This window comes from Carnobacterium viridans (assembly GCF_900102725.1).
Taxonomy (GTDB): domain Bacteria; phylum Bacillota; class Bacilli; order Lactobacillales; family Carnobacteriaceae; genus Carnobacterium_B; species Carnobacterium_B viridans.
Genome location: NZ_FNJW01000008.1, coordinates 606,982 through 627,350, shown reverse-complemented (window position 1 = coordinate 627,350; position 20,369 = coordinate 606,982). Strand labels below are relative to the sequence as shown.

The 20,369-nt window shown below is 35.3% G+C and carries 16 protein-coding genes; 15 read left to right on the top strand and 1 reads right to left on the bottom strand.

The genetic code is table 11. The features are described 5' to 3' along the window. The 10 genes from BLT48_RS04400 (at position 1) to BLT48_RS04355 (ending at position 12,267) form a co-directional block, all read left to right on the top strand. Positions 1–339 carry a hypothetical protein gene (locus BLT48_RS04400; RefSeq protein ID WP_089975553.1) on the top strand — a complete coding sequence of 113 codons (339 nt, stop codon included), beginning with the start codon at positions 1–3 and terminating at the stop codon, positions 337–339. 466 nt (positions 340–805) lie between these two features. Then, positions 806–2,749 carry a BglG family transcription antiterminator gene (locus tag BLT48_RS04395; RefSeq protein WP_342341807.1) on the top strand — a complete coding sequence of 648 codons (1,944 nt, stop codon included), beginning with the start codon at positions 806–808 and terminating at the stop codon, positions 2,747–2,749. Further along, positions 2,742–3,200 carry a PTS sugar transporter subunit IIA gene (locus BLT48_RS04390; protein WP_089975547.1) on the top strand — a complete coding sequence of 153 codons (459 nt, stop codon included), beginning with the start codon at positions 2,742–2,744 and terminating at the stop codon, positions 3,198–3,200. Before BLT48_RS04395 ends, BLT48_RS04390 begins: the two co-directional genes overlap by 8 nt. A gap of 22 nt (positions 3,201–3,222) precedes the next feature. Then, positions 3,223–3,537, top strand: coding sequence for a PTS fructose transporter subunit IIB (locus tag BLT48_RS04385; RefSeq protein ID WP_089975545.1), 315 nt, complete (start codon positions 3,223–3,225; stop codon positions 3,535–3,537). A gap of 23 nt (positions 3,538–3,560) precedes the next feature. After that, complete coding sequence (locus tag BLT48_RS04380; RefSeq protein WP_089975542.1) at positions 3,561–4,652, top strand: PTS fructose transporter subunit IIC; 1,092 nt, start codon at positions 3,561–3,563, stop codon at positions 4,650–4,652. Between the two features lie 20 nt (positions 4,653–4,672). Then, complete coding sequence (locus BLT48_RS04375) at positions 4,673–5,944, top strand: class II D-tagatose-bisphosphate aldolase non-catalytic subunit (RefSeq protein ID WP_089975540.1); 1,272 nt, start codon at positions 4,673–4,675, stop codon at positions 5,942–5,944. A gap of 56 nt (positions 5,945–6,000) precedes the next feature. After that, complete coding sequence (tkt, locus tag BLT48_RS04370) at positions 6,001–7,998, top strand: transketolase (RefSeq protein ID WP_089975537.1); 1,998 nt, start codon at positions 6,001–6,003, stop codon at positions 7,996–7,998. Between the two features lie 183 nt (positions 7,999–8,181). Further along, positions 8,182–8,901 carry an HAD family hydrolase gene (locus tag BLT48_RS04365; RefSeq protein WP_089975535.1) on the top strand — a complete coding sequence of 240 codons (720 nt, stop codon included), beginning with the start codon at positions 8,182–8,184 and terminating at the stop codon, positions 8,899–8,901. 569 nt (positions 8,902–9,470) lie between these two features. Next, positions 9,471–10,808, top strand: a complete 1,338-nt coding sequence (locus BLT48_RS04360) for an FAD-dependent oxidoreductase (protein WP_089975533.1) — start codon at positions 9,471–9,473, stop codon at positions 10,806–10,808. After that, positions 10,789–12,267 carry an AcpB/EbpR/MafR family transcriptional regulator gene (locus tag BLT48_RS04355; protein ID WP_244885799.1) on the top strand — a complete coding sequence of 493 codons (1,479 nt, stop codon included), beginning with the start codon at positions 10,789–10,791 and terminating at the stop codon, positions 12,265–12,267. The genes BLT48_RS04360 and BLT48_RS04355 overlap by 20 nt, the downstream gene beginning before the upstream one ends. A 262-nt stretch (positions 12,268–12,529) precedes the next feature. Here the strand turns inward: BLT48_RS04355 and BLT48_RS04350 are convergent, their stop codons facing one another. Beyond that, positions 12,530–13,447, bottom strand: coding sequence for a nuclease-related domain-containing protein (locus tag BLT48_RS04350; protein WP_089975528.1), 918 nt, complete (start codon positions 13,445–13,447; stop codon positions 12,530–12,532). A 644-nt stretch (positions 13,448–14,091) separates the two neighbouring features. Here BLT48_RS04350 and glpK point away from each other — a divergent pair. The 5 genes from glpK (at position 14,092) to BLT48_RS04325 (ending at position 20,330) form a co-directional block, all read left to right on the top strand. Beyond that, positions 14,092–15,597 carry a glycerol kinase GlpK gene (gene glpK, locus BLT48_RS04345; RefSeq protein ID WP_089975525.1) on the top strand — a complete coding sequence of 502 codons (1,506 nt, stop codon included), beginning with the start codon at positions 14,092–14,094 and terminating at the stop codon, positions 15,595–15,597. A 16-nt stretch (positions 15,598–15,613) separates the two neighbouring features. After that, a complete protein-coding gene (glpO, locus tag BLT48_RS04340) occupies positions 15,614–17,452 on the top strand; it encodes a type 1 glycerol-3-phosphate oxidase (protein ID WP_089975523.1) in 1,839 nt (612 codons plus the stop codon). Beyond that, positions 17,449–18,165: an MIP/aquaporin family protein gene (locus BLT48_RS04335; RefSeq protein ID WP_089975520.1), complete on the top strand. Its 717-nt coding sequence runs from the start codon at positions 17,449–17,451 to the stop codon at positions 18,163–18,165. Before glpO ends, BLT48_RS04335 begins: the two co-directional genes overlap by 4 nt. 412 nt (positions 18,166–18,577) lie before the next feature. Further along, positions 18,578–19,345 carry a tyrosine-protein phosphatase gene (locus tag BLT48_RS04330; protein WP_089975518.1) on the top strand — a complete coding sequence of 256 codons (768 nt, stop codon included), beginning with the start codon at positions 18,578–18,580 and terminating at the stop codon, positions 19,343–19,345. A gap of 187 nt (positions 19,346–19,532) precedes the next feature. Then, complete coding sequence (locus tag BLT48_RS04325; protein ID WP_089975515.1) at positions 19,533–20,330, top strand: SGNH/GDSL hydrolase family protein; 798 nt, start codon at positions 19,533–19,535, stop codon at positions 20,328–20,330. Positions 20,331–20,369: the final 39 nt, after the last annotated feature.

The following is a 20,369-nucleotide window of genomic DNA, read 5'->3' as shown; positions in this document are numbered from 1 at the left end:
TTGATTGATGATATCCACATCTCCCTTTTGAAAGGGAATCAATCAGTGAAAAAAGCCACGTATAATCTTGAAAGTGGAGAAGAAACGACAGAATTTTTTAGTGATTATTTTGGTACACAAATGGAAGTATCTGTTTATGATTTTGAAGAAGTTTTGTCTTTCGAAGGTGAATTGAAAGATCCAACTTATGGGGATTTTTACTCTACGGAATATTATAACGACCAAGGATTAGGTGCAAATCTAACCATAAAAGGAACCATATGGGGCGATGAAGAAGAAAAGCCCTATAGTTTGACGCTATTCTATGACAAGAAAGCTTATGATAAGTACGCGGGGTAAAGCGTCTATAAAAAAGCTAAAGGAGATAGTCTTTTCTTTAAAAAGATAATTACTAGATTTCCAAAGGATATTTGACAGCTCCAAAATATCTTTAAACCTGTAAACGTATATTGTCACGAATAGTAGCAGTGACATAACGGAAGTTTAAAATTTACCATCATGAGGTATTTTTTAATGGTCTACCAGAAGATAAGAAACAGTTGCAGAATAATAAAATAGATCCTATAGAATGGACATTAAAAAATGTCCATCTATAGAATCTATTTTTTGTATATTATATTAACAGAATTCAAAATCAAAGTATTTATTTTTTTATGTTGTAGAAAAAAATTGCAACAAGTATTAAAAGAAAACATAAACATCCTGAAGCTATATGTGATATACAACGCTTACATTGGGTTATATAATAAATCCATAGCAAGAGATAATAGAGTTATGGATGGAGGTAAGATAAAGAAAGGACGGGATCAGCATTAATCTAAATAAGAGGCAAAAGGAATTAGTTGATTTTTTATTGAGACAGAACGGGTATGAAATTGTGAAGACTTATGCTGATAAGTTGGGTGTATCAGAAAGAACGATACACTCGGATATCAAATTAATTGAAAAACACTTTATGCAAAGAAATATCAGGATTGAGAAAAAACCAGGTGTTGGAATAAGAGCGATTAAAGAAAAAGAAAAACTAACTATAGTTACAGAAAATGAAGGTATTGATTTTTCTACTTGGGGTAGAAGAAAAAAAATAATGGCATTACTTTTATTTAATCAAAGTTTTTTAACATTTAATGAGTTATCAGAATTATTTATGGTAAGCAAAACATCTATAAAAAAAGATTTTGATTTTATCATAAAGAAACTTTCAAATGGAAACAGTTTAATTTTGAAGAGTGATGCTTACGGAACCAGGCTTAGTGGAAATGAAGAAAATTTTCAAAAAGGATATCTTGAATTTAACCGTTACCTATTTGGAGAGAATAGTTTTTCGTTTGAGGATGACGAACTACAAAAAATCAATTTACTAATTCCTTATTATGGAGAGAATGTGGTTAAAGTATGTTCGAGAGTCTTATATGATTATGTTAAAGAAGAAACAACAGTAATAGCTGAACATTATATTTTTAATATTTTAAATGTCATGATTATTTTAGTTTACAGATTATCAATTAAGAAGCAGTTGAATAGTCGTAATAAACTGAATAAAAAGCAAGAAAAAGATGCAACCTTTGTAAGGATTGCTGATTACATTCTTGGAAAAATATCTTTAAGACTGAACATTGATTATGAGGATTCAGATGTTGAATACTTTTCAAAACATCTTATCTCAAATAGATTCGAACCATTTCCGATTGAAGAAACTCATTTATCCGTTGTGCAAGAAATAATTTCTAAAGTATCGAAATCATTAAATGTAAATTTTATAGAAGATAAAGAACTAGAAAAACAGTTAAAAAATCATATACCACCAATGATTTATCGGCTTAAACAAGGAATAAAAATTGAAAATCCTTTTATATCGCAAATCAGAAACGATTTTTGTCTAACGTTTAATACTATTTGGGTCATAATGAGTGAATACGAAGACAAACTCAATATTACTTTTAATGATGATGAGATTGGATTTCTAACTATTTATTTCCAAGCAACGATTGAACAAGCTAAATTAAATAAAAAAATTCTTGTTGTTTGTCAAATGGGAGTAGCTACATCTGAATTACTTATCAACAGAGTGAAGAATATATTCCCTTCTTTTGATACTTTAGAAGCAGCTTCAAAGGCAGAAATAGAATTTATAGATTTAAGTAATGTAGATTTTATAATATCCACGGTTCAGCTTAATATTCCAGATAAAAAAGTTGTTTTGGTTTCTCCGTTCTTAAACAGTCAAGATATTAAGAATATCTCTAAACTTGGAGCAAATGAAAAAAAAATAATCGAACCATCAAATAATCAAATTGATGAATTACCCTATCTAAATAACTATGTGAATCCAGAATTTGTTTTTTTCGATGTTGATTTTACAAATAAGGAAGAGTTAATTGAGAATATTGGCGAAAAACTTTTTTCTGAAAAGTATATTGAAAAAGAATTTATAGACAGTATGCTATCAAGAGAATCAGTTGGAGGAACAGATTTGCCGACTGGAGCAGCAATTCCCCACGGCAACCCTAAGTTTGTAAATAAGACAGTAATCGCGGTTATTAAAAACAAAAATTATTTCAAATGGAATGATTATCCGGTGAAAATCATTTTTTATGTTTGTATTGCTGCAAAAGATTCTAAAGAGATAAAAAATATTTTATCAGATATTTATTATTTAGTAGAATCAAAAGAGAAATTAAATCAAATAAATAGGATAAAAGAGAAAGAAGAATTTTTTAGAATGATTGGAGCTGAAAATAATGAATGATATCTCAGGAGATGTTATTAGAAAAGAAATGATTTTTCTACAGAGTAAATTAACAAAAAAAGAAGATATTTTAGAGTTTTTAGTAGATAAGTCCAAGGAGAATGACTTAATAACTAAGAAAGCACCATTTTTTGAAGCTATTATGAATAGAGAAGCTGAAGTCCCAACTGCTATAGGCTATAAAATAGCTATTCCTCATGGGAAAAGTTCAGTTGTTAATACTCCTTTTATTAGCTTTTTACAAACTGAAAGCGAATTCTTGTGGACAGAAGACTATGAGGAATCAGTAAAGTTAGTTTTTCTTATTGGTGTACCAGCCGAAAATAGCAATAATATCCACTTAAAGTTTATTTCTCAATTAAGTAAAAAATTATTAGATGATACTTTTAGAGAAAAGTTAATTCAAGTTAAAAATCAAAATGAAGCATATGAAATTCTAAGCTCTATATAAAAAAACAATAGGAGGAATAAAGATGAAAATTGTCGCAGTTACAGCGTGCCCAACAGGTGTAGCACATACTTATATGGCACAGGAAGCAATAGAAAGAGAATGTAAAAAAAGAGGATATGAATACCAAGTAGAAACTCAAGGTGGTATGGGAATCGATAATGAGTTAGATCAAGAGACCATTGATGAAGCCGATGTAGTAATTTTAGCTGTAGGAATTGGTATTGATGGAGAAGAAAGATTTGATGAAAAACTTAGTGAAGGAAAAGTGCTTCAAATTGATCCAGGTGAAGCAATAAAACACCCATCAGAGACCCTTGATAAAGCAGAAACATTATAAAATAAAAATATGGAGGAACAATAATGGCGAAGAAAAATAATATATTAAAGGATTTACAAAAAGCTTTTAATACAGGAGTTTCTTACATGTTGCCAGCAGTTGTTGTTGGAGGGGTTTTTTTAGCAGTCGCATTATCTACAGGTACAGCCACTGATACTGGTTTAGAGATAACAAATCCTTTCATGCAAAATTTAAATGACTTGGGAGTTGCGGGTTTTGCAATGATGATACCATTGTTGGCGGGTTACATTGCTTATTCTTTAGCTGGTAAACCAGGGATCGCACCAGCTATGATTTTAGGATTTGTTGCAAACAACCCAATTGGAGAATCACAAGTCCAAACTGGTTTTTTGGGAGCCATGATCATGGGGGTCGCTACTGGTTACCTTGTAAAATGGTGCAAAACATGGAAAGTTCCTGCAACAATTAGAACTATTATGCCAATTCTAATTGTGCCTATTTTTACAGTTTTTGTTCTAGGTATAATTTATATCTATATTATTGCGGTTCCAATCGGCGCAGCAATGACATGGTTAATTAGCGTTCTAGGTAATTTACAAGGTGCAAATGCTATTTTACTCGGATTACTTATTGGAGCGATGACTGCTATCGATATGGGTGGTCCAATCAATAAGACAGCAACTGCATTTACATTGGCTTTGATGGCTGAAGGTATCTATTCTCCAAATGGCGCACATAGAATTGCAGTAGCAATTCCGCCATTAGCTATGGCCATTTCTACATTCATCGATCGTAAAAAATATGAATCTGAAGATAGGGATTTAGGTTTCTCAGCATTATTTATGGGATTAATAGGCATTACTGAAGGTGCCATTCCATTTGCTGTAAAAGATATAAAACGAGTGTTGCCCGCAATAACGATAGGTAGTGCTATAGGTGGTGCACTAGGGATGATAAATAACGTGGAAGCTCTAGTTCCTCATGGAGGATTAATCATTCTGCCAGTAGTTAACGGGAAATTATGGTATGTACTTTCAATGTTTATAGGTGTGTTCATTTCAGTAGCAATATTACACTTTACTAAGCCAAATCTTGTTCAAGATACCGTTAAAGAAGATACTAAAAAAAATCAAGATGTAAAGTTAGTTAAATAAACGATAGGAGATGGAAGAATATGGAAAAATTAGCAATTAAAAAAGTGGTACAAGGATTATTAAAATTACAAGAAACAGGAGAAAGTGCAACTTTACTTGGGGTAGGGCCAATGTCTAAGAACTGTGTACAAGCTACTTTAGAATTATCAAAAGAAGATAATTATCCGGTTATGTTTATTGCAAGTCGTAACCAAGTTGATATGGATGAACTAGGTGGGGGTTATGTAAACGGATGGAATCAGACTCGTTTTGCAAAAGCAGTAGAAGACGTAGCCAAAGAAATTAACTATGATAATTTGTACTACCTTTGTCGCGATCATGGTGGTCCATGGCAACGGGATAAAGAACGTAATGATCACTTAGCTTTTGAAGAAGCAATGGATTTAGGTAAAAAATCTTACTTGGCTGATATAGAAGCAGGTTTTGATCTTTTGATGATTGATCCTACTAAAGACCCATTTGAAATAGGTAAAGTCATTCCTCTTGATACGGTATTAGATAGAACAGTCGAATTAATTGAATTTTGTGAAGTAGAACGTAAAAAAAGAAATTTACCTGAAATAGGCTATGAAGTTGGTACTGAAGAAACCAACGGAGGGTTAACATCTACTGAAACGTATGAAACCTTTATCCAAAAATTGAAAATTGAACTAGAAAAACGAGATTTACCAATGCCAACATTTATTGTAGGGCAAACTGGAACATTAGTTAGAAAGACAGAACAAGCTGGTAAATTTAACTTTAAAAATGCCTACTCTTTAGCTCAAATGGCAAAAGAATATGGAGTTGGATTGAAAGAACATAATGGTGACTATTTAGATGATGTGTCATTATTAGAACACATTCCTTCAGCGATTACAGCAACCAATATTGCTCCACAATATGGTACTGAAGAGACAAGAGCCTATTTAAATCTTTCAGATGTAGAAGCAAAATTAGTGGAGAATGGTTTGATTAAAAAATCTTCAAACACGCGAGAAAAACTTTTGCTACATGCAATTAAAAGTGAACGTTGGAGAAAATGGATGGTTGGTGAACAAACAAAACTAACTGTAGATGAGATAATGAATGATGAAAATTTATCAAAAGATATTTTAGATATCGCTGGACATTATACTTTTAATGATGAAGAAGTGAAACACGAAATAAACGTAATGTATAAAAATTTAAAAGAACATAATATTGATGGGCAACGTTACGTAATTGATCATATTAAACGCCCTATTCGAGATTATTCAGAATGCTATAACCTTAAGAATGCTACATCAAGAATTAGTAATATTCTAAAATAAAAATTAGGAAAAAGCTAATCAACATTGATTAGCTTTTCTTTTTAGGAGGAAAAATAATGTTTGATAAAATAGATGAACTAGCGGTTAATACAATTCGTACATTAAGTATTGAAGGGATTCAAAAAGCAAATTCTGGACATCCTGGACTGCCAATGGGAGCCGCTCCAATGGCTTATGTATTATGGTCAAGACATCTAAAAGTGAATCCGAAAAATGCACAATGGTTCGATCGCGATCGTTTTGTTTTATCAGCTGGTCATGGTTCTATGCTGCTATACAGCATATTGCATTTATCAGGCTATGATGTGTCTATAGAAGATTTGAAACAATTTCGTCAGTGGGGAAGCAAAACACCCGGACATCCAGAGGTGCGTCATACAGAGGGTGTAGAAGCTACGACAGGACCTCTAGGCCAAGGAATTGCAAATAGTGTTGGAATGGCAATGTCAGAAGTTCATTTAGCCGCAACCTACAATAAGCAAAATCATAAAGTTATCGACCATTATACATATGCTCTCTGTGGAGATGGGGACTTAATGGAAGGTGTTTCAGCTGAAGCAGCTAGTTTAGCTGGCCACTTGAAACTTGGTAAGTTAGTTGTTTTATATGATTCAAATGATATCTCATTAGATGGGCCAACCTCTAAAGCCTTTACAGAGAATGTAGGAAAACGTTTTGAAGCATACGATTGGGAATATATTTTAGTTAAAGACGGTAATAATTTAGATGAAATTAACCAAGCTATTGAAAAAGCAAAGAAAAATACAAAACAACCAACTTTGATTGAAGTGAAAACAGTCATTGGTTTTGGAGCTCCAAATGCGGGTACACATAAAGTTCATGGTGCACCTCTTGGTGTTGAAGGAATAGCAGCTTCTAAAAAAGCTTATAGTTGGAAAAATGAAGATTTCTTCGTTCCAGATGAGGTTGCTATACGATTCCACCAAACAATTGAGAAAACAGGTGAAAAAGCAGAAAAAGAATGGAAAGAGACGTTAGAGTGGTACCGTAAAGAGTATGTAGATTTAGCTGATCAATTTGAAACAGCTTTATCTGGAAAACTGCCAGTTGACTGGGACAGTGAATTACCAACTTTTGATATAATGGATAAAGCGGCTGCTTCTCGCAAAACAGGCGGTGAAATATTAAATATAATTGCTAAAAAAGTTCCAAACTTATGGGGTGGATCAGCTGACTTGTCATCTTCCAATAATACGATGATCAATGGAGAAAAAGATTTCCGACCTGATCAATATGAAGGACGGAACATTTGGTATGGTGTACGTGAATTTGCAATGGCAGCAATAGCAAACGGAATTTATTTGCACGGAGGATTGAAAACTTATGTGGGTACATTTTTTGTTTTCACAGACTACTTAAGGGCAGCTATCCGACTTGCAGCTCTCTCTCACTTACCTGTAACCTATGTATTTACACATGATTCGGTTGCAGTAGGAGAAGACGGTCCGACTCACGAACCAGTTGAACAATTGTCCAGCTTACGTGGAATGCCAAACTTATCAGTTATCCGTCCGGCTGATGGAAATGAAGTTGTTGCTGCATGGGAACTAGCATTGAATTCTAGTGATCATCCAACGGTTCTAGTTTTGACACGTCAAGATTTACCAATATTACCGAACACAAAAGAAATGGCACGTTCTTCTGTCTTAAAAGGAGCTTATGTAATATCTCCTCAAGAAGGTAAAAGGCCCGAAGGAATTTTAATTGCAACTGGATCAGAAGTTCAATTAGCTCTAAAAGCTCAAGAAGAATTGAAAAAACAAGGAAAAGACGTTTCTGTAGTTTCAATGCCAAGTTTTGATTTGTTTGAGAAACAAGATGATGAATACAAAGAAAGTGTACTGCCTTCGGACGTACGTATCAGAATGTCCATCGAAATGGGAGCGACATTTGGATGGGAACGTTATGTTGGCTTAGACGGTTTTGCTTATGGAATTGATTGTTTTGGAGCAAGTGCACCTGGAGAAAAAATCATTAAAAATTATGGATTTACTCTAAATGATATTGTGAGTGCCTTTAATAAACTTCTATAATACCAGCTATAATTAATAAAAAAGATAGAATGAAAAGTCTGAATCATTCATATAATTGATAAATCTTTCAGAGGCTATCTTGTTGTAAAATAAAAAGAGTTATTAATATTAGTATGGTAGCAATCATAGACCAAAGGATAGGACATATAAATAAGATAGGAATAAAAGAAGAGGGAAAAAGCTATGTATAATTTTATTTTTGATATAGATGATACTGTATACGATCAACTCAAGCCGTTCAGACAAGCATTTGATAAAAATTTCCAAAGATATTCAAGTATCCCTATAACTAAAATATATTTGTTTAGTCGGAAATTTAGTGATGCGTTATTTGATAAGACAGAAAAAGGAGAAGTAAAACTCGAGGATATGCAAAGTTATCGAATTATAAAAGCTTTCGAGATGTTTGATATACAGATAACACAAGAACAAGCTGCAAAATTTCAAAATGATTATCAAAATTTTCAAAAAAACATTGGATTACTCGAAGATATTAGAAAAACATTAGATTATTGTAAAGAACAAAATGTCGTATTAGGAATCATTTCAAATGGTCCATCTGAACATCAAAGATCAAAAATAAAACAATTAAATTTAGAAAAATGGGTTCCTAAACAAAATATTTTTATATCGGATGAATTAAAAATAGCTAAACCAGATGTTAGAATATTTAAATATGTACAAAACAATTTAAATATTCTCCCTGAGAGCACTTACTATATTGGAGATTCATATGAAAATGATATGATAGGGGCGAAGAAAGCAGGATGGAAAGCTATTTGGAGTAACCGAAGAAATCATTATCAAACCGACACAAGCTGGAAACCAGATTATGTGATTCAAAAAGATCAATCATTATTGAATATAGTACAACATATCCTGAATGATTCACACTTTTCATAAATTACTAATTTTTAAAATTCATCTATTTTATTTTGTATTTATAGGATAATGATCATTTTTTTAAATTTCTTATTAAAAGTGACTACCATTGCAAGTGTTGACTATTATTAAGAATTTGGCTAAAACTAAATGTATGTATAAATATTTTTACTAGTATCAGTCCGAAATCTGAGGATAAATCATCATCAGATTGAGATACCGTAATGTTTGAATAAAAAAGCAAGTGACTTTTATGTAAAGTTATTATAGAAAGAATCCCTTTCGTTGGTTAGGTTTATACGCCTAACCTTAGAAGATTGGGGTTCTTTTTTGTACATTTAAGGATGCTGGAAAAATACAAATAGAATTAGAACAGTTTTTTTATGGAGCACTTTTAGAAGGGCGAAGGATTATTTAAACTATTTATTAGTAGTGTAATTTTAAACAAATTAGCGCTGAAGTCAAATCATTTAGTCGGCTAGAATTTGATCTTATTTAATAGACTCAATTAATGATATACTGAATTGACTAACAGTAGAGTTTTGTTAAAGAAAAAAAGAATTAAAAATACATTGACGAGGAGTAATAGCATGAAAGTAGTGATTATAGGAGCTTCTTTTGCTGGGGTAGCAGCAGCTTTGGAAGTACGAAAAAAACAGTCTGATGCAGAAATTATTTTGCTGGAAAAGCAGTCTACTTTAGGTTACATTCCGAATGGGCTGCATTTATACTGGGAAAATAGAATTGCTGATTTAGATGCAGCTTACTTCATTACGAAAGAGCAATTGGAAAAGCAAAATATCCAGTGTTGCTTAGAAGCAGCTGTTGAAAAAATCGACACAGTTCAAAAAACAGTCAACTATCTGTTTCATGAGCAAGAAGCGTCGATCACTTATGATAAGTTAATTATTGCAACAGGTTCAAGCCAGTTGTCGCAAAAAATTAGTGGCAGCGATGGCGAGAATGTCTTGAAATACAAACGGCACTCTGAAGCAGAAGAGGCTTTAGCTAAAGTTGATGCTAGTAAAAGTGTAACGATTATTGGAGCTGGTCAAGTCGGAGTAGAAGCAGCCGATTTGTTAAGCAAAAAAGAGAAAAAAGTTACGTTGATTGAAAATATGGATTATGTATTATTCAAATATTTTGATAAAGAAATGATCCAGCCCTTGCAACGAAAAATGCTTGAACAAGGAATTGATTTGCGCTTGAATCAAACGGTCTCTGCGATTGAAGCTGAAGCGGATCAAACGGCAACGGTTCGATTTGGAAATGAAAGGGTTACGAGTGAGGCGGTTATTTTAGGCGTGAACGTGAGACCGGACTTGCACTTTTTAGATGAACATATCAAGCTTCATATGGACCATACGATTGCAGTTGATCGCTATATGCGTACATCGGTTGAAGATGTTTTTGCTGTGGGGGATTGTATACAGCTAGCTTATGGAGAAGAAGAAGAAACAGTGTATATTCCGCTTGTAAATAATGCAGTCCGGACAGGAATCGTGGCTGCTGCTAATCTTAACCAACCAAAAATGGCTTTCAAAGGCTCTTTGCGTACGATTGGGACCTTCATATTCGGGTATTATATTGCGAGTACCGGTATGACAGAAGCTGAGAGTGTATTTACGGGTCAAAAGGTGAAAACTTATCGTCAAGAAGTGCGATTAACGAGTCTACCAACTAGCGCTACTGTAACGATTAAATGGGTTTATGATGCAACAAGTCATATTTTACTTGGTGCGCAAATGATTTCAACTTCGGATGTTTTAGAAAAAATCAATACTTTGGCGTTAGCTATTCAAACGAAACAAACGTTGGAAGATTTGCAGCAAAAAGATTATTTCTTCCACCCCTCGTTTACCCAAATGATTTCGGCTACCAACTTTGTTTCGTGGCCAGAAGTGAGGGATGACGGAAATGAAGATTGAACACTTCTTGGAGAAAAATGAAATCAGAGAAGTCACGATTTTTAAACAACTCGTGCTGAACGGTGGGAGGCTCTCATATACGGATATGTTAGACTATCTATCTGTTGCTAGAGCTTCCCTTGATAAGGATTTGGAATCCATTTCTTTTCGAATTCGATCTCTTGAAGATCAAGTACAAGTTAATTATGACGGACAGTTCATTACCTTGATTATGAGTGATGAATTTTCTTTGCCGCAAATTCATCAGCTGTATTTGAATCAATCAATTAAAGTTGAATTGATACGATTTTTATTTAAGCATCAAGAGTTCTCGATTACTCAACTGACACAAAAATTGATGATCAGCGATTCGTCTTTATTTCGCAAAATCAAAGAGCTGAACAGCTACTTGAAAGAGTTTGGCATCAAAATTCGTAATGGACAGTTACACGGGGAAGAACTGCAGATTCGATATTTCTATTTTCAATTTTATAGCTATATCGAAGACCAAGAATCCCTTGTCATTTCGCATAACGATAAGCAAGTCACTCAAATGATGCAAGCTATGGAAAGCTCCTTGCACGCTACGATTGAACCAGAAAACAAACAGCGTCTCAATATGTGGCTGCTCATTAGTAAAAATCGTGTCGCTAGCAAAGAGAAGAAGTATACACATTTGCGCAAACTTATGCAGCCTTACTTAAAGGATCCACTGTACCAAAAAATTCGAATGATGGTTTTGCGCTACTTTAGTCGTTATTCGATTGAAGTCGATGAAGAGGAAGCTATGCTGCACTTTGCGTTTTTGCTAGCTTTTCCAATCCTGAGTGAACACGATTACCATGAGTACACGTTGGAGCGTGATCGCCGTGCACCTATTGCGACGATGGATGCGTACATTGTGGAAACCATTATTATCCAATATAAATTCCGCAGATTGCCTTACATGTTGGAACGTGACATGCATTACCATCTTTCGCATATTCACACAAAATTGTACTTCTTCCAAGGAGAGATGGAAATTTATGATTATGAGGGAATGTTGGCTAAAGAAAAACAATTTACCGGCAGAGACTTGGTTACATTTGCTGAGACATTGATTGCCATCAGTACAACTAAATTTGGCATCAAAGAAGTTGAAGACAATAGTTTGTTGAAGCTGGGGTTGCTGAAATACATTAGCTTACTGGCGATTGTTACGTTGAAGATGACCACCATTTTACAAGTGGGAATTGATCTGAAAATGGAAGCTATTTTTACGGAGACACTGAATCAGCTGCTTATACTGAATATGAGGCATATCAATGGCATCCATGTCGAAGCTTGTCAGCCGGGTAAGGTATATGATCTCATTCTGACTAATGAGCAACCAGCTGCTAAGGGGGATTACGGCAGTGCCAGAGTGTATGTCCTGTCTGAAATTATGTCTTCTTTCGACATGAAGAATATTCAAACAATCGTGCAACAGTTAACCTCCTGACAGGATTTCTCCAATTAACAACCATAGAGTGGGGATTTTTGTGTTCATACGGTAGTTAAGAGACGTTTACCTACCATGTGCGTTTTTTATAAAAAGGGATACGGTCCTTAAACTAGGTTTGCCTACCGTATCCCTCAAAAATTTGGTGAGCTTATGGTAGGTAAACCCGTTTTGAGTACCTTAACGTTAACTTTTATTAAGACATATCGTACGCAACGCAATCCAACCACCTAAAAGAGTCGTTTTAGGTAGTTGGTTTTTTTTATACGTAATGCAGTGCTCGCCCTACACTTGCTGGCTTGTATTCTTTTTGTAGGACGGATCGAATCCTTCTCACTGGGCAAACTCCGCCGCACCAATCATAGATATTGGATACCGTAACTTTTCTCTCTGGAAACAATCGTTTGTATTCTAAAATATGCCTTGAAATGGCAGCTGAAACACGTTCTATATTCCCACATACTAAGCATGTGCAAGTTTTACTTTTAGGTGCAATTTTTGGAATGAATTGTCTGCATTCTGAGCAAATGATTCCTTTTTTGCAGGTTTCATAAGTATATTCAGGCACACCTTTTAAATACCTATTCGTTTGAGAAGATAGTTCGCATAATTTATCTGCGAGCAGGTAGTGTCTTTTAGAAAGAGAATCGGATTGTGTATTCAACTTTCTGAAATGTTTTGGAAAAGTTGCTCGCATCAATACTTTTTGTATAGTTGATGTGTCATACAGCATAAATTCAGGATGGACAAACGCTACAAAAGGTTCGATAGGCATTTTTAGATGGTGTATTTCTAATAAGCTTTGCAATAAGGATGTATGTCGGTTGATTCTTTCTGTGGGGCTGTGGAAGGAATTGCCTGAAGGGATAGATACTAGAAATCCCTCTTTATGTAGGTATTCCCCGCCATAATTTTTTACTTCATAAAGTAAAATCTCTCGTGCAGTGATCACTAACGCGTCAATTTGAAATTCAGTACCATGAATCTCTAATAGTAAATCATTTAATACAAGACAGTCACAAGTCAATCCCGCAATCAGTATGTCGAAGTAACATTCACCCTCATAACCTTTTACTTGTTTTTGGTACTCATCGTAGTCCTCCTTGGAATAGTCAGTCCGACTGATCAAAGACTCCATTATAAGCAATTTGCAAGATTTTTCACGTTTTTTATACAGCATTTTGCACACTCCTTTTAGAGTAAAGTACGCAAAATAGTAGCTTCTTGTTTTTAGAAATGCAAATTTATTTAGTATTTACTTGTATTGTGTACCGTAGAGGTAGCGATTTATAGTGTTTGCAGTACTTAAAAGTGATTTGCGGACTATATGATTTAGTTGTTTAAGACCATATAGTAGGTAAAGTGTTCTTGTGTGCTGTATGCTTTATTTGATTAAGGCCATATAGTAGGTAAAGTGCTCTTGCGTACCGTATAGTTTATTTAAGTAAGACCATATGGTAGGTAGAGTGTTCTTAAGGACTATATGGTTTATTTAAGTAAGACCATATGGTAGGTAAAGTGTTCTTGTGTACTGTATGCTCTGTTTTATCAAGCTCATATGGTAGGCAGAATGCTCTTAAGGACTATATGCTTTATTTTATTTAACCGATACAGCAGGCAAAAGGATTTTAAGTACCATATGGCTGTTATTGCTACGTTTGTATAGTCCATAACAGCTTTAATCCAGCGACTAAAAACCAAAAAAAGACAAAACCTCTCAAAAAATTTCAAAAACTAAAAAAAGATGACGTTTTCTTTCGGAGAAAAACGGTTACAATAAGTTTATTAAGAAATCGCTTGCAAAAGCTTAGGAGGAAATTTAACATGACAGAGAAAAAATACATTATGGCTATCGATCAAGGAACAACGAGTTCAAGAGCAATTATTTATGATAAAAAAACAAATACGATTGGGAGCTCACAAAAAGAGTTTACTCAAATTTTTCCACAAAGTGGTTGGGTAGAACACAACCCGAATGAAATCTGGAATTCAGTACAATCGGTTATTGCTGGGGCGTTTATTGAATCCGGTGTCAAACCAGCAGAGATTGCTGCAATCGGAATTACGAACCAACGTGAAACAACGATTATCTGGGATAAAAAAACAGGACGTCCGATTTACAATGCGATTGTTTGGCAATCACGCCAATCCGCACCTATTGCTTCTAAATTAAATGAAGATGGACATTCTAAAATGATTCATGAAAAAACAGGATTGATCATTGATTCTTATTTCTCAGCTACTAAAATTCGCTGGATCCTTGACCACGTAGAAGGCGCACAAGAACGCGCTGAAAAAGGTGAGTTGTTATTCGGAACGGTGGACACATGGTTAGTATGGAAATTAACGGGTGGAGATTCATTCGTTACGGACTATTCAAATGCCAGCCGTACAATGTTGTTCAACATTCATAAATTGGAATGGGATCAAGAAATCTTAGACCTGTTGAATATTCCAAGTGTTATGATGCCAGAAGTGAAATCCAACTCAGAGGTTTACGGACACACAACGAACTATCATTTTTACGGTGCAAATACACCAATTTCAGGAATGGCAGGAGACCAACAAGCTGCTTTATTCGGTCAAATGGCATTTGAACCTGGAATGGTGAAAAACACTTACGGAACTGGTTCATTTATCGTAATGAATACAGGTGAAAAACCACAATTATCAGAAAATAATTTGTTAACCACAATTGGTTATGGAATCAATGGAAAAATTTACTATGCGTTAGAAGGAAGTATTTTTGTATCCGGTTCTTCAATCCAATGGTTGCGTGACGGATTAAAAATGATTGAAAATTCAGCGGACTCAGAAGCACTTGCTAAAGCGTCTAAAAACGACAACGAAGTATTTGTGGTACCAGCCTTCACAGGACTTGGAGCACCATATTGGGATTCAGATGCACGTGGATCTGTCTTTGGATTGAACCGTGGAACGACTAAAGAAGATTTTGTTAAAGCAACTTTACAAGCTATTGCTTACCAATCACGCGATGTTATTGATACAATGAACAAAGATGCAGGCATTGATATTCCATTATTGAAAGTAGATGGCGGAGCAGCAAATAACGATTGGTTACTACAATTCCAAGCAGATATCTTAGGAACTAACGTTCAACGTGCACACAACTTAGAAACGACTGCTTTAGGTGCAGCTTACTTAGCTGGTCTAGCTGTTGGATTCTGGGAAAGCATGGACGAAATCAAAGACATGTATGAAGAAGGCGGTATCTTCGAACCACAAATGGGAGATGCAGAGCGCGAAAAACTATACAAAAACTGGAAACTAGCAGTCAAAGCTACACAAGTATTTAAGCCTGAAGCATAAAAGGAGGAAACGATTTATGGTTTTTTCAATTGAACGAAGAAAACAAGATATCAAAGCATTAAAAGAAGAAACATTGGACGTTTTAATTATTGGTGGAGGGATTACAGGTGCTGGGACTGCTTTGCAAGCCAGCGCTTCTGGTCTTAAAACAGGGCTTGTTGAAATGCAGGACTTTGCTGAAGGAACCTCTTCACGCTCAACGAAATTAGTTCATGGCGGATTACGCTATTTGAAAAACTTCGATGTTGAAGTTGTAGCGGATACGGTTCAAGAACGTGCTGTCGTGCAAGGTATCGCACCACACATTCCTAAAGCTGACCCAATGATTTTGCCAATCTATGACGAACCCGGTTCAACTTTTTCTATGTTCTCTCTAAAAGTAGCGATGGATCTATACGATCAACTAGCTAGTGTTACCGGAACGAAATACGCAAACTATACGTTAACAAAAGAGGAAGTCCTTAAACGGGTTCCACAACTGAAAAGTGAAGGCTTATTAGGTGCAGGAGTTTACTTGGACTACCGGAACAATGATGCTCGTTTGGTAATTGAGAACATCAAACGTGCAGCCGCAGATGGCGGTCATATGGTCAGCCGTATGAAAGTTGTTGGAATTCTACATGATGAAAATGACAAAGCAAATGGTGCAACAGTAGAAGACTTGTTAACGGGTGAAACATTTGATATTAAAGCTCGTGTTGTCTTGAACTCAACGGGTCCTTGGTCTGACACGATTCGTCAAATGGATACTAAACTTGACACTGTTCCGCAAATGCGCCCAACTAAAGGAGTTCATTTGGTAGTGGACCGCAAGAAATTACATGTTCCACAACCGACTTATTTCGACACAGGTAAAAACGATGGCCGTATGGTATTTGTGATTCCTCGTGAGGAAAAAACGTACTTTGGAACAACCGATACAGATTACAAAGGCGACTTTGCACATCCAACCGTTGACCAAGAAGACGTTGATTATTTATTGGAAATAGTCAATAATCGTTACCCTTCAGCTGATATCACGATTAATGATATCGAATCAAGTTGGGCAGGGTTGCGTCCATTGATTTCGTCAAATGGCGGTTCTGACTACAACGGTGGAAACAGCAAACCAATCAAAGACGAAAGTTTTGATAAAGTGATTTCTACGATCGAGCAATTCCAAAAAGGTGAAGTTGACCGTTATACCGTAGAAGACGTATTGAAAAATATCGAAACAGGCAATTCAGAATCAGAAGACAACCCTTCAGCGATTTCTCGTGGAAGTGCGTTGGATCTTGATGAAGATGGCTTGATTACAGTAGCTGGTGGGAAGTTGACAGACTACCGTAAGATGGCAATCGGCGCGATGAAAGCTGTGATTGAAATCTTAGAAAATAGCTTCAACATCTCATATGAATTGATTGATTCTGCTAAATATCCAGTATCTGGTGGAGAAATCAACCCGCAAGAAGTGGATGAAGAAACTGCAAAATTTGCCCAAATGGGTATTGAAAAAGGCTTGATTGAATCTGAAGCAACTTACCTTGCTCACTTATACGGGTCAAACGCGCCGAAAGTATTTGCTTTAATTGATGAAATCGAACAAATCAAAGGATTAACATTAGCAGATACGGTAAGTTTACGGTATGCTATGGCTGAAGAGATGGCGTTAACACCAGCGGACTTTTTAATTCGCCGTACAAACCATATGTTGTTTATGCGCGACACATTAGATGGTATAATAGAACCAGTGATTGCGGAAATGGCTCGCTACTATGGCTGGACCACTGAAACAAGCACTAATTATAAAAAAGAATTAGAAACTGCAATTGCAGAGTCTGATTTAAAAAAATTAAAAGGAGATGGAAATAGATGAGTGGAGATATGTTACAAATTTTCAGTGAGTTCTTAGGAACAATGATGCTAGTGTTGCTTGGGGATGGAGTATGTGCGGCCGTTAACTTGAAAAAAAGTAAAGCTGAAGCATCAGGATGGGTTGTCATTGCACTTGGATGGGGAGCAGCCGTAACGATCGCAGTATATGTTGCAGGATCTATGGGGCCAGCACATTTAAACCCAGCTGTAACACTTGGTATGGCTATTATTGGTAATTTTGATTGGGCATTAGTATTGCCGTTTATTATTGCACAAGTACTTGGAGGAATTTTGGGAGCTGTTCTAGTTTGGTTGACTTACTTACCACACTTTAAAGAAACAAAAGATCAAGCGAGTATTTTAGGAACTTTTGCAACAGGTCCAGCTATTCGCAACACTGTTGGCAATATTATGTCAGAAGTAATTGGTACGTTCGTATTAGTATTTGCACTTATGATGTTTGGAAAAAATACATTTACTGATGGATTAAACCCATTAGTAGTAGGTGTATTAATTCTTTCAATTGGTCTTTCTCTTGGAGGATCAACAGGGTACGCAATCAACCCTGCACGTGACTTAGGTCCACGTATTGCTCATCAATTATTACCGATCGCAAACAAAGGAAATTCAGATTGGGGTTACTCTTGGATTCCAGTAGTAGCACCAATGATTGGTGGAGCTATCGCTGCATTACTTTATATAGTCATTACTTAAATTATAATCAATAAGAAGTCTTACGTTTCTACAATTAACTTGTAGTAATGTGAGGCTTTTTTTTTTGAAACAATTAAGAAAAGCTCTTCATCAATGGTGTTGTTTAGAATAAAATAAAATTTCTTCTGGAATAGGCGGGTTTGCTTGTGGAGAGCCATGGGAACGTCTGAAGCCTAAAGTTCATAGTCTTCAGAGCTTTCAAGCCTCAAATATAGCGTAATCGCTGAAGCATTAACGCTATATAATTCGCATTGAATCCTTTGCATGGCTACAAGCAAACCCTATTCCTCCAGAAATATATTGTAACCAAGTTAAGAAAAAAATAAGAAGAACCTGACCATCTAGCTTTTTTTATAGGTTTGATTTATAATGAGCTATAATTTAAGTGAGCAAAACTAAAGGAGAAAAATACATGATTGATTTACATTGCCATATTTTACCAGGTATAGATGATGGGGCAAAAGATATAGAAGATTCTATGGATATGGCGCGCGAAGCTGTAGCCGAAGGAATCACACATATTTTAGCGTCACCCCATTATAAAAATGGACATTGGGATAATGAAAAACAAGATATTTTGAGCTTAGTCGATGAAGTGCAGCTAGAACTTGATGCCAGAGGTATTCCACTAACGATTTTCCCTGGACAAGAAGTTCGCATCAACGGAGAATTTTTTGAAGATATTGAAGAAAATAAGATTCAATTTATTGATGAAGGAAATCAGTATGTTTTAATTGAGTTTCCGACACCAACAATTCCTCAATATGCTGAAACACTTTTTTTTGAAATGCAAAGAGAAGGTATCACACCTATCATCGTTCATCCAGAACGGAATCATGCGATATTGAAAGATCCTAATAAATTGTTGTCATTTGTTGAAAAAGGAGCTTTGGCGCAAGTAACAGCTGCTAGTTACACTGGAGGGTTCGGTAAAGAGATCCAAAAAGTTAGCAAGCAATTGATCGAAGCTAATTTAGTCCATTTTATCGCTTCGGATGCACACAATATTAGGTCACGTTCGTTTCACATGAAAGAAGCATATCAAAAATTAGAAAAAGAATTCGGTTCTGAAAAGGTAGCAGAGTACCATCAAGTTACTAAAGATTTAATCAATGGTGAACTCATTCATACTGCAACCCCTCAATCAGTAAAAAAAGTTAAAGTTTTTGGGTTGTTTTAAAGAGAAGGTTAGAGAATAGAGTAAAAGTATTATAGCAATTCAAAAGAGCGTTTATTGCATTCGATGTGATGAGCGTTTTTTTGTATATTTAAAGAAAAGCACTATTCAAAAAGTCGGAATTTTGCCTTATTTTACTGCTGTAAAACGTGGTATACTGCATGGACTAATAGTTGGAGGGGTATTTTATATGAAACAACATAAAATAAAAATTGGTTTAGGTGTTTTATTAATAGGAGTATTTATCATTTCTTTTACTGCTACTCAAAAAAATAAAACGTTAGCTAAATTGACTGAAAACTATCGATTGTCTGATACATATATGCAAGAAAGCTTGTTAGATCGTTCAAAATTTGTAACAGAACGAGATGGCGAAGTGACTATTGTGGTCTTAGGCAGCAGTGTAACCTTTGGAAAAGGTGCGAATGAAGCACAACCTGTGTGGGGTAAGTTACTTGAAAATAATTTGAATGAGCGAGATAGTGTTGAGGCAAGAGTAATCAATCACGGTTACAATGGCTATAGTACAGCTGATCTGATTTCAAGAGAAAAAATTGAGGCAGTTGTCAAAGACAAACCGGACATTATACTTTTTGAATTGTGTTTAATCAATAATAATCGCTACCCGCAAAATAATGTCGATCAAACAAAATTAGATATTCAATGGATCATGGATCGTTTCAAAGAGGAGTTGCCAGATACATTGGTCATTTTGCAAACCGCAAATCCTACTCTTTTTAATGATGTATTTCTAGAAGAGGGTAAAGTGACTTACGAACAATACAATAATGAAATCGCTGAATTTGTAACCGCGCAGCAATGGCCTTTTATTGATACCTATCACTTGATGCAAGCTAAAATGGAAGATAAAAATCTAACGATTGAGGAAGTTTTAGCAGATGATGTCCATCCAAATGGAGTAGGTTATGGTTTGTGGTTCGAGTTATTGAATGAACGGATTACCGTGCCAGTGAAGATGTTGCACTAATAAACAAGAGAGTCTCAAGAATTCCTATTCTTGAGACTC

Bases quoted from the DNA above. Each gene is read 5' to 3' on its own strand.
- BLT48_RS04390 (WP_089975547.1), top strand. From the start codon at position 2,742: ATGAATGATATCTCAGGAGATGTTATTAGAAAAGAAATGATTTTTCTA.
- BLT48_RS04385 (WP_089975545.1), top strand. From the start codon at position 3,223: ATGAAAATTGTCGCAGTTACAGCGTGCCCAACAGGTGTAGCACATACT.
- BLT48_RS04380 (WP_089975542.1), top strand. From the start codon at position 3,561: ATGGCGAAGAAAAATAATATATTAAAGGATTTACAAAAAGCTTTTAAT.
- BLT48_RS04375 (WP_089975540.1), top strand. From the start codon at position 4,673: ATGGAAAAATTAGCAATTAAAAAAGTGGTACAAGGATTATTAAAATTA.
- tkt (WP_089975537.1), top strand. From the start codon at position 6,001: ATGTTTGATAAAATAGATGAACTAGCGGTTAATACAATTCGTACATTA.
- BLT48_RS04365 (WP_089975535.1), top strand. From the start codon at position 8,182: ATGTATAATTTTATTTTTGATATAGATGATACTGTATACGATCAACTC.
- BLT48_RS04360 (WP_089975533.1), top strand. From the start codon at position 9,471: ATGAAAGTAGTGATTATAGGAGCTTCTTTTGCTGGGGTAGCAGCAGCT.
- BLT48_RS04355 (WP_244885799.1), top strand. From the start codon at position 10,789: ATGACGGAAATGAAGATTGAACACTTCTTGGAGAAAAATGAAATCAGA.
- BLT48_RS04350 (WP_089975528.1), bottom strand. From the start codon at position 13,447: ATGCTGTATAAAAAACGTGAAAAATCTTGCAAATTGCTTATAATGGAG.
- glpK (WP_089975525.1), top strand. From the start codon at position 14,092: ATGACAGAGAAAAAATACATTATGGCTATCGATCAAGGAACAACGAGT.
- glpO (WP_089975523.1), top strand. From the start codon at position 15,614: ATGGTTTTTTCAATTGAACGAAGAAAACAAGATATCAAAGCATTAAAA.
- BLT48_RS04335 (WP_089975520.1), top strand. From the start codon at position 17,449: ATGAGTGGAGATATGTTACAAATTTTCAGTGAGTTCTTAGGAACAATG.
- BLT48_RS04330 (WP_089975518.1), top strand. From the start codon at position 18,578: ATGATTGATTTACATTGCCATATTTTACCAGGTATAGATGATGGGGCA.
- BLT48_RS04325 (WP_089975515.1), top strand. From the start codon at position 19,533: ATGAAACAACATAAAATAAAAATTGGTTTAGGTGTTTTATTAATAGGA.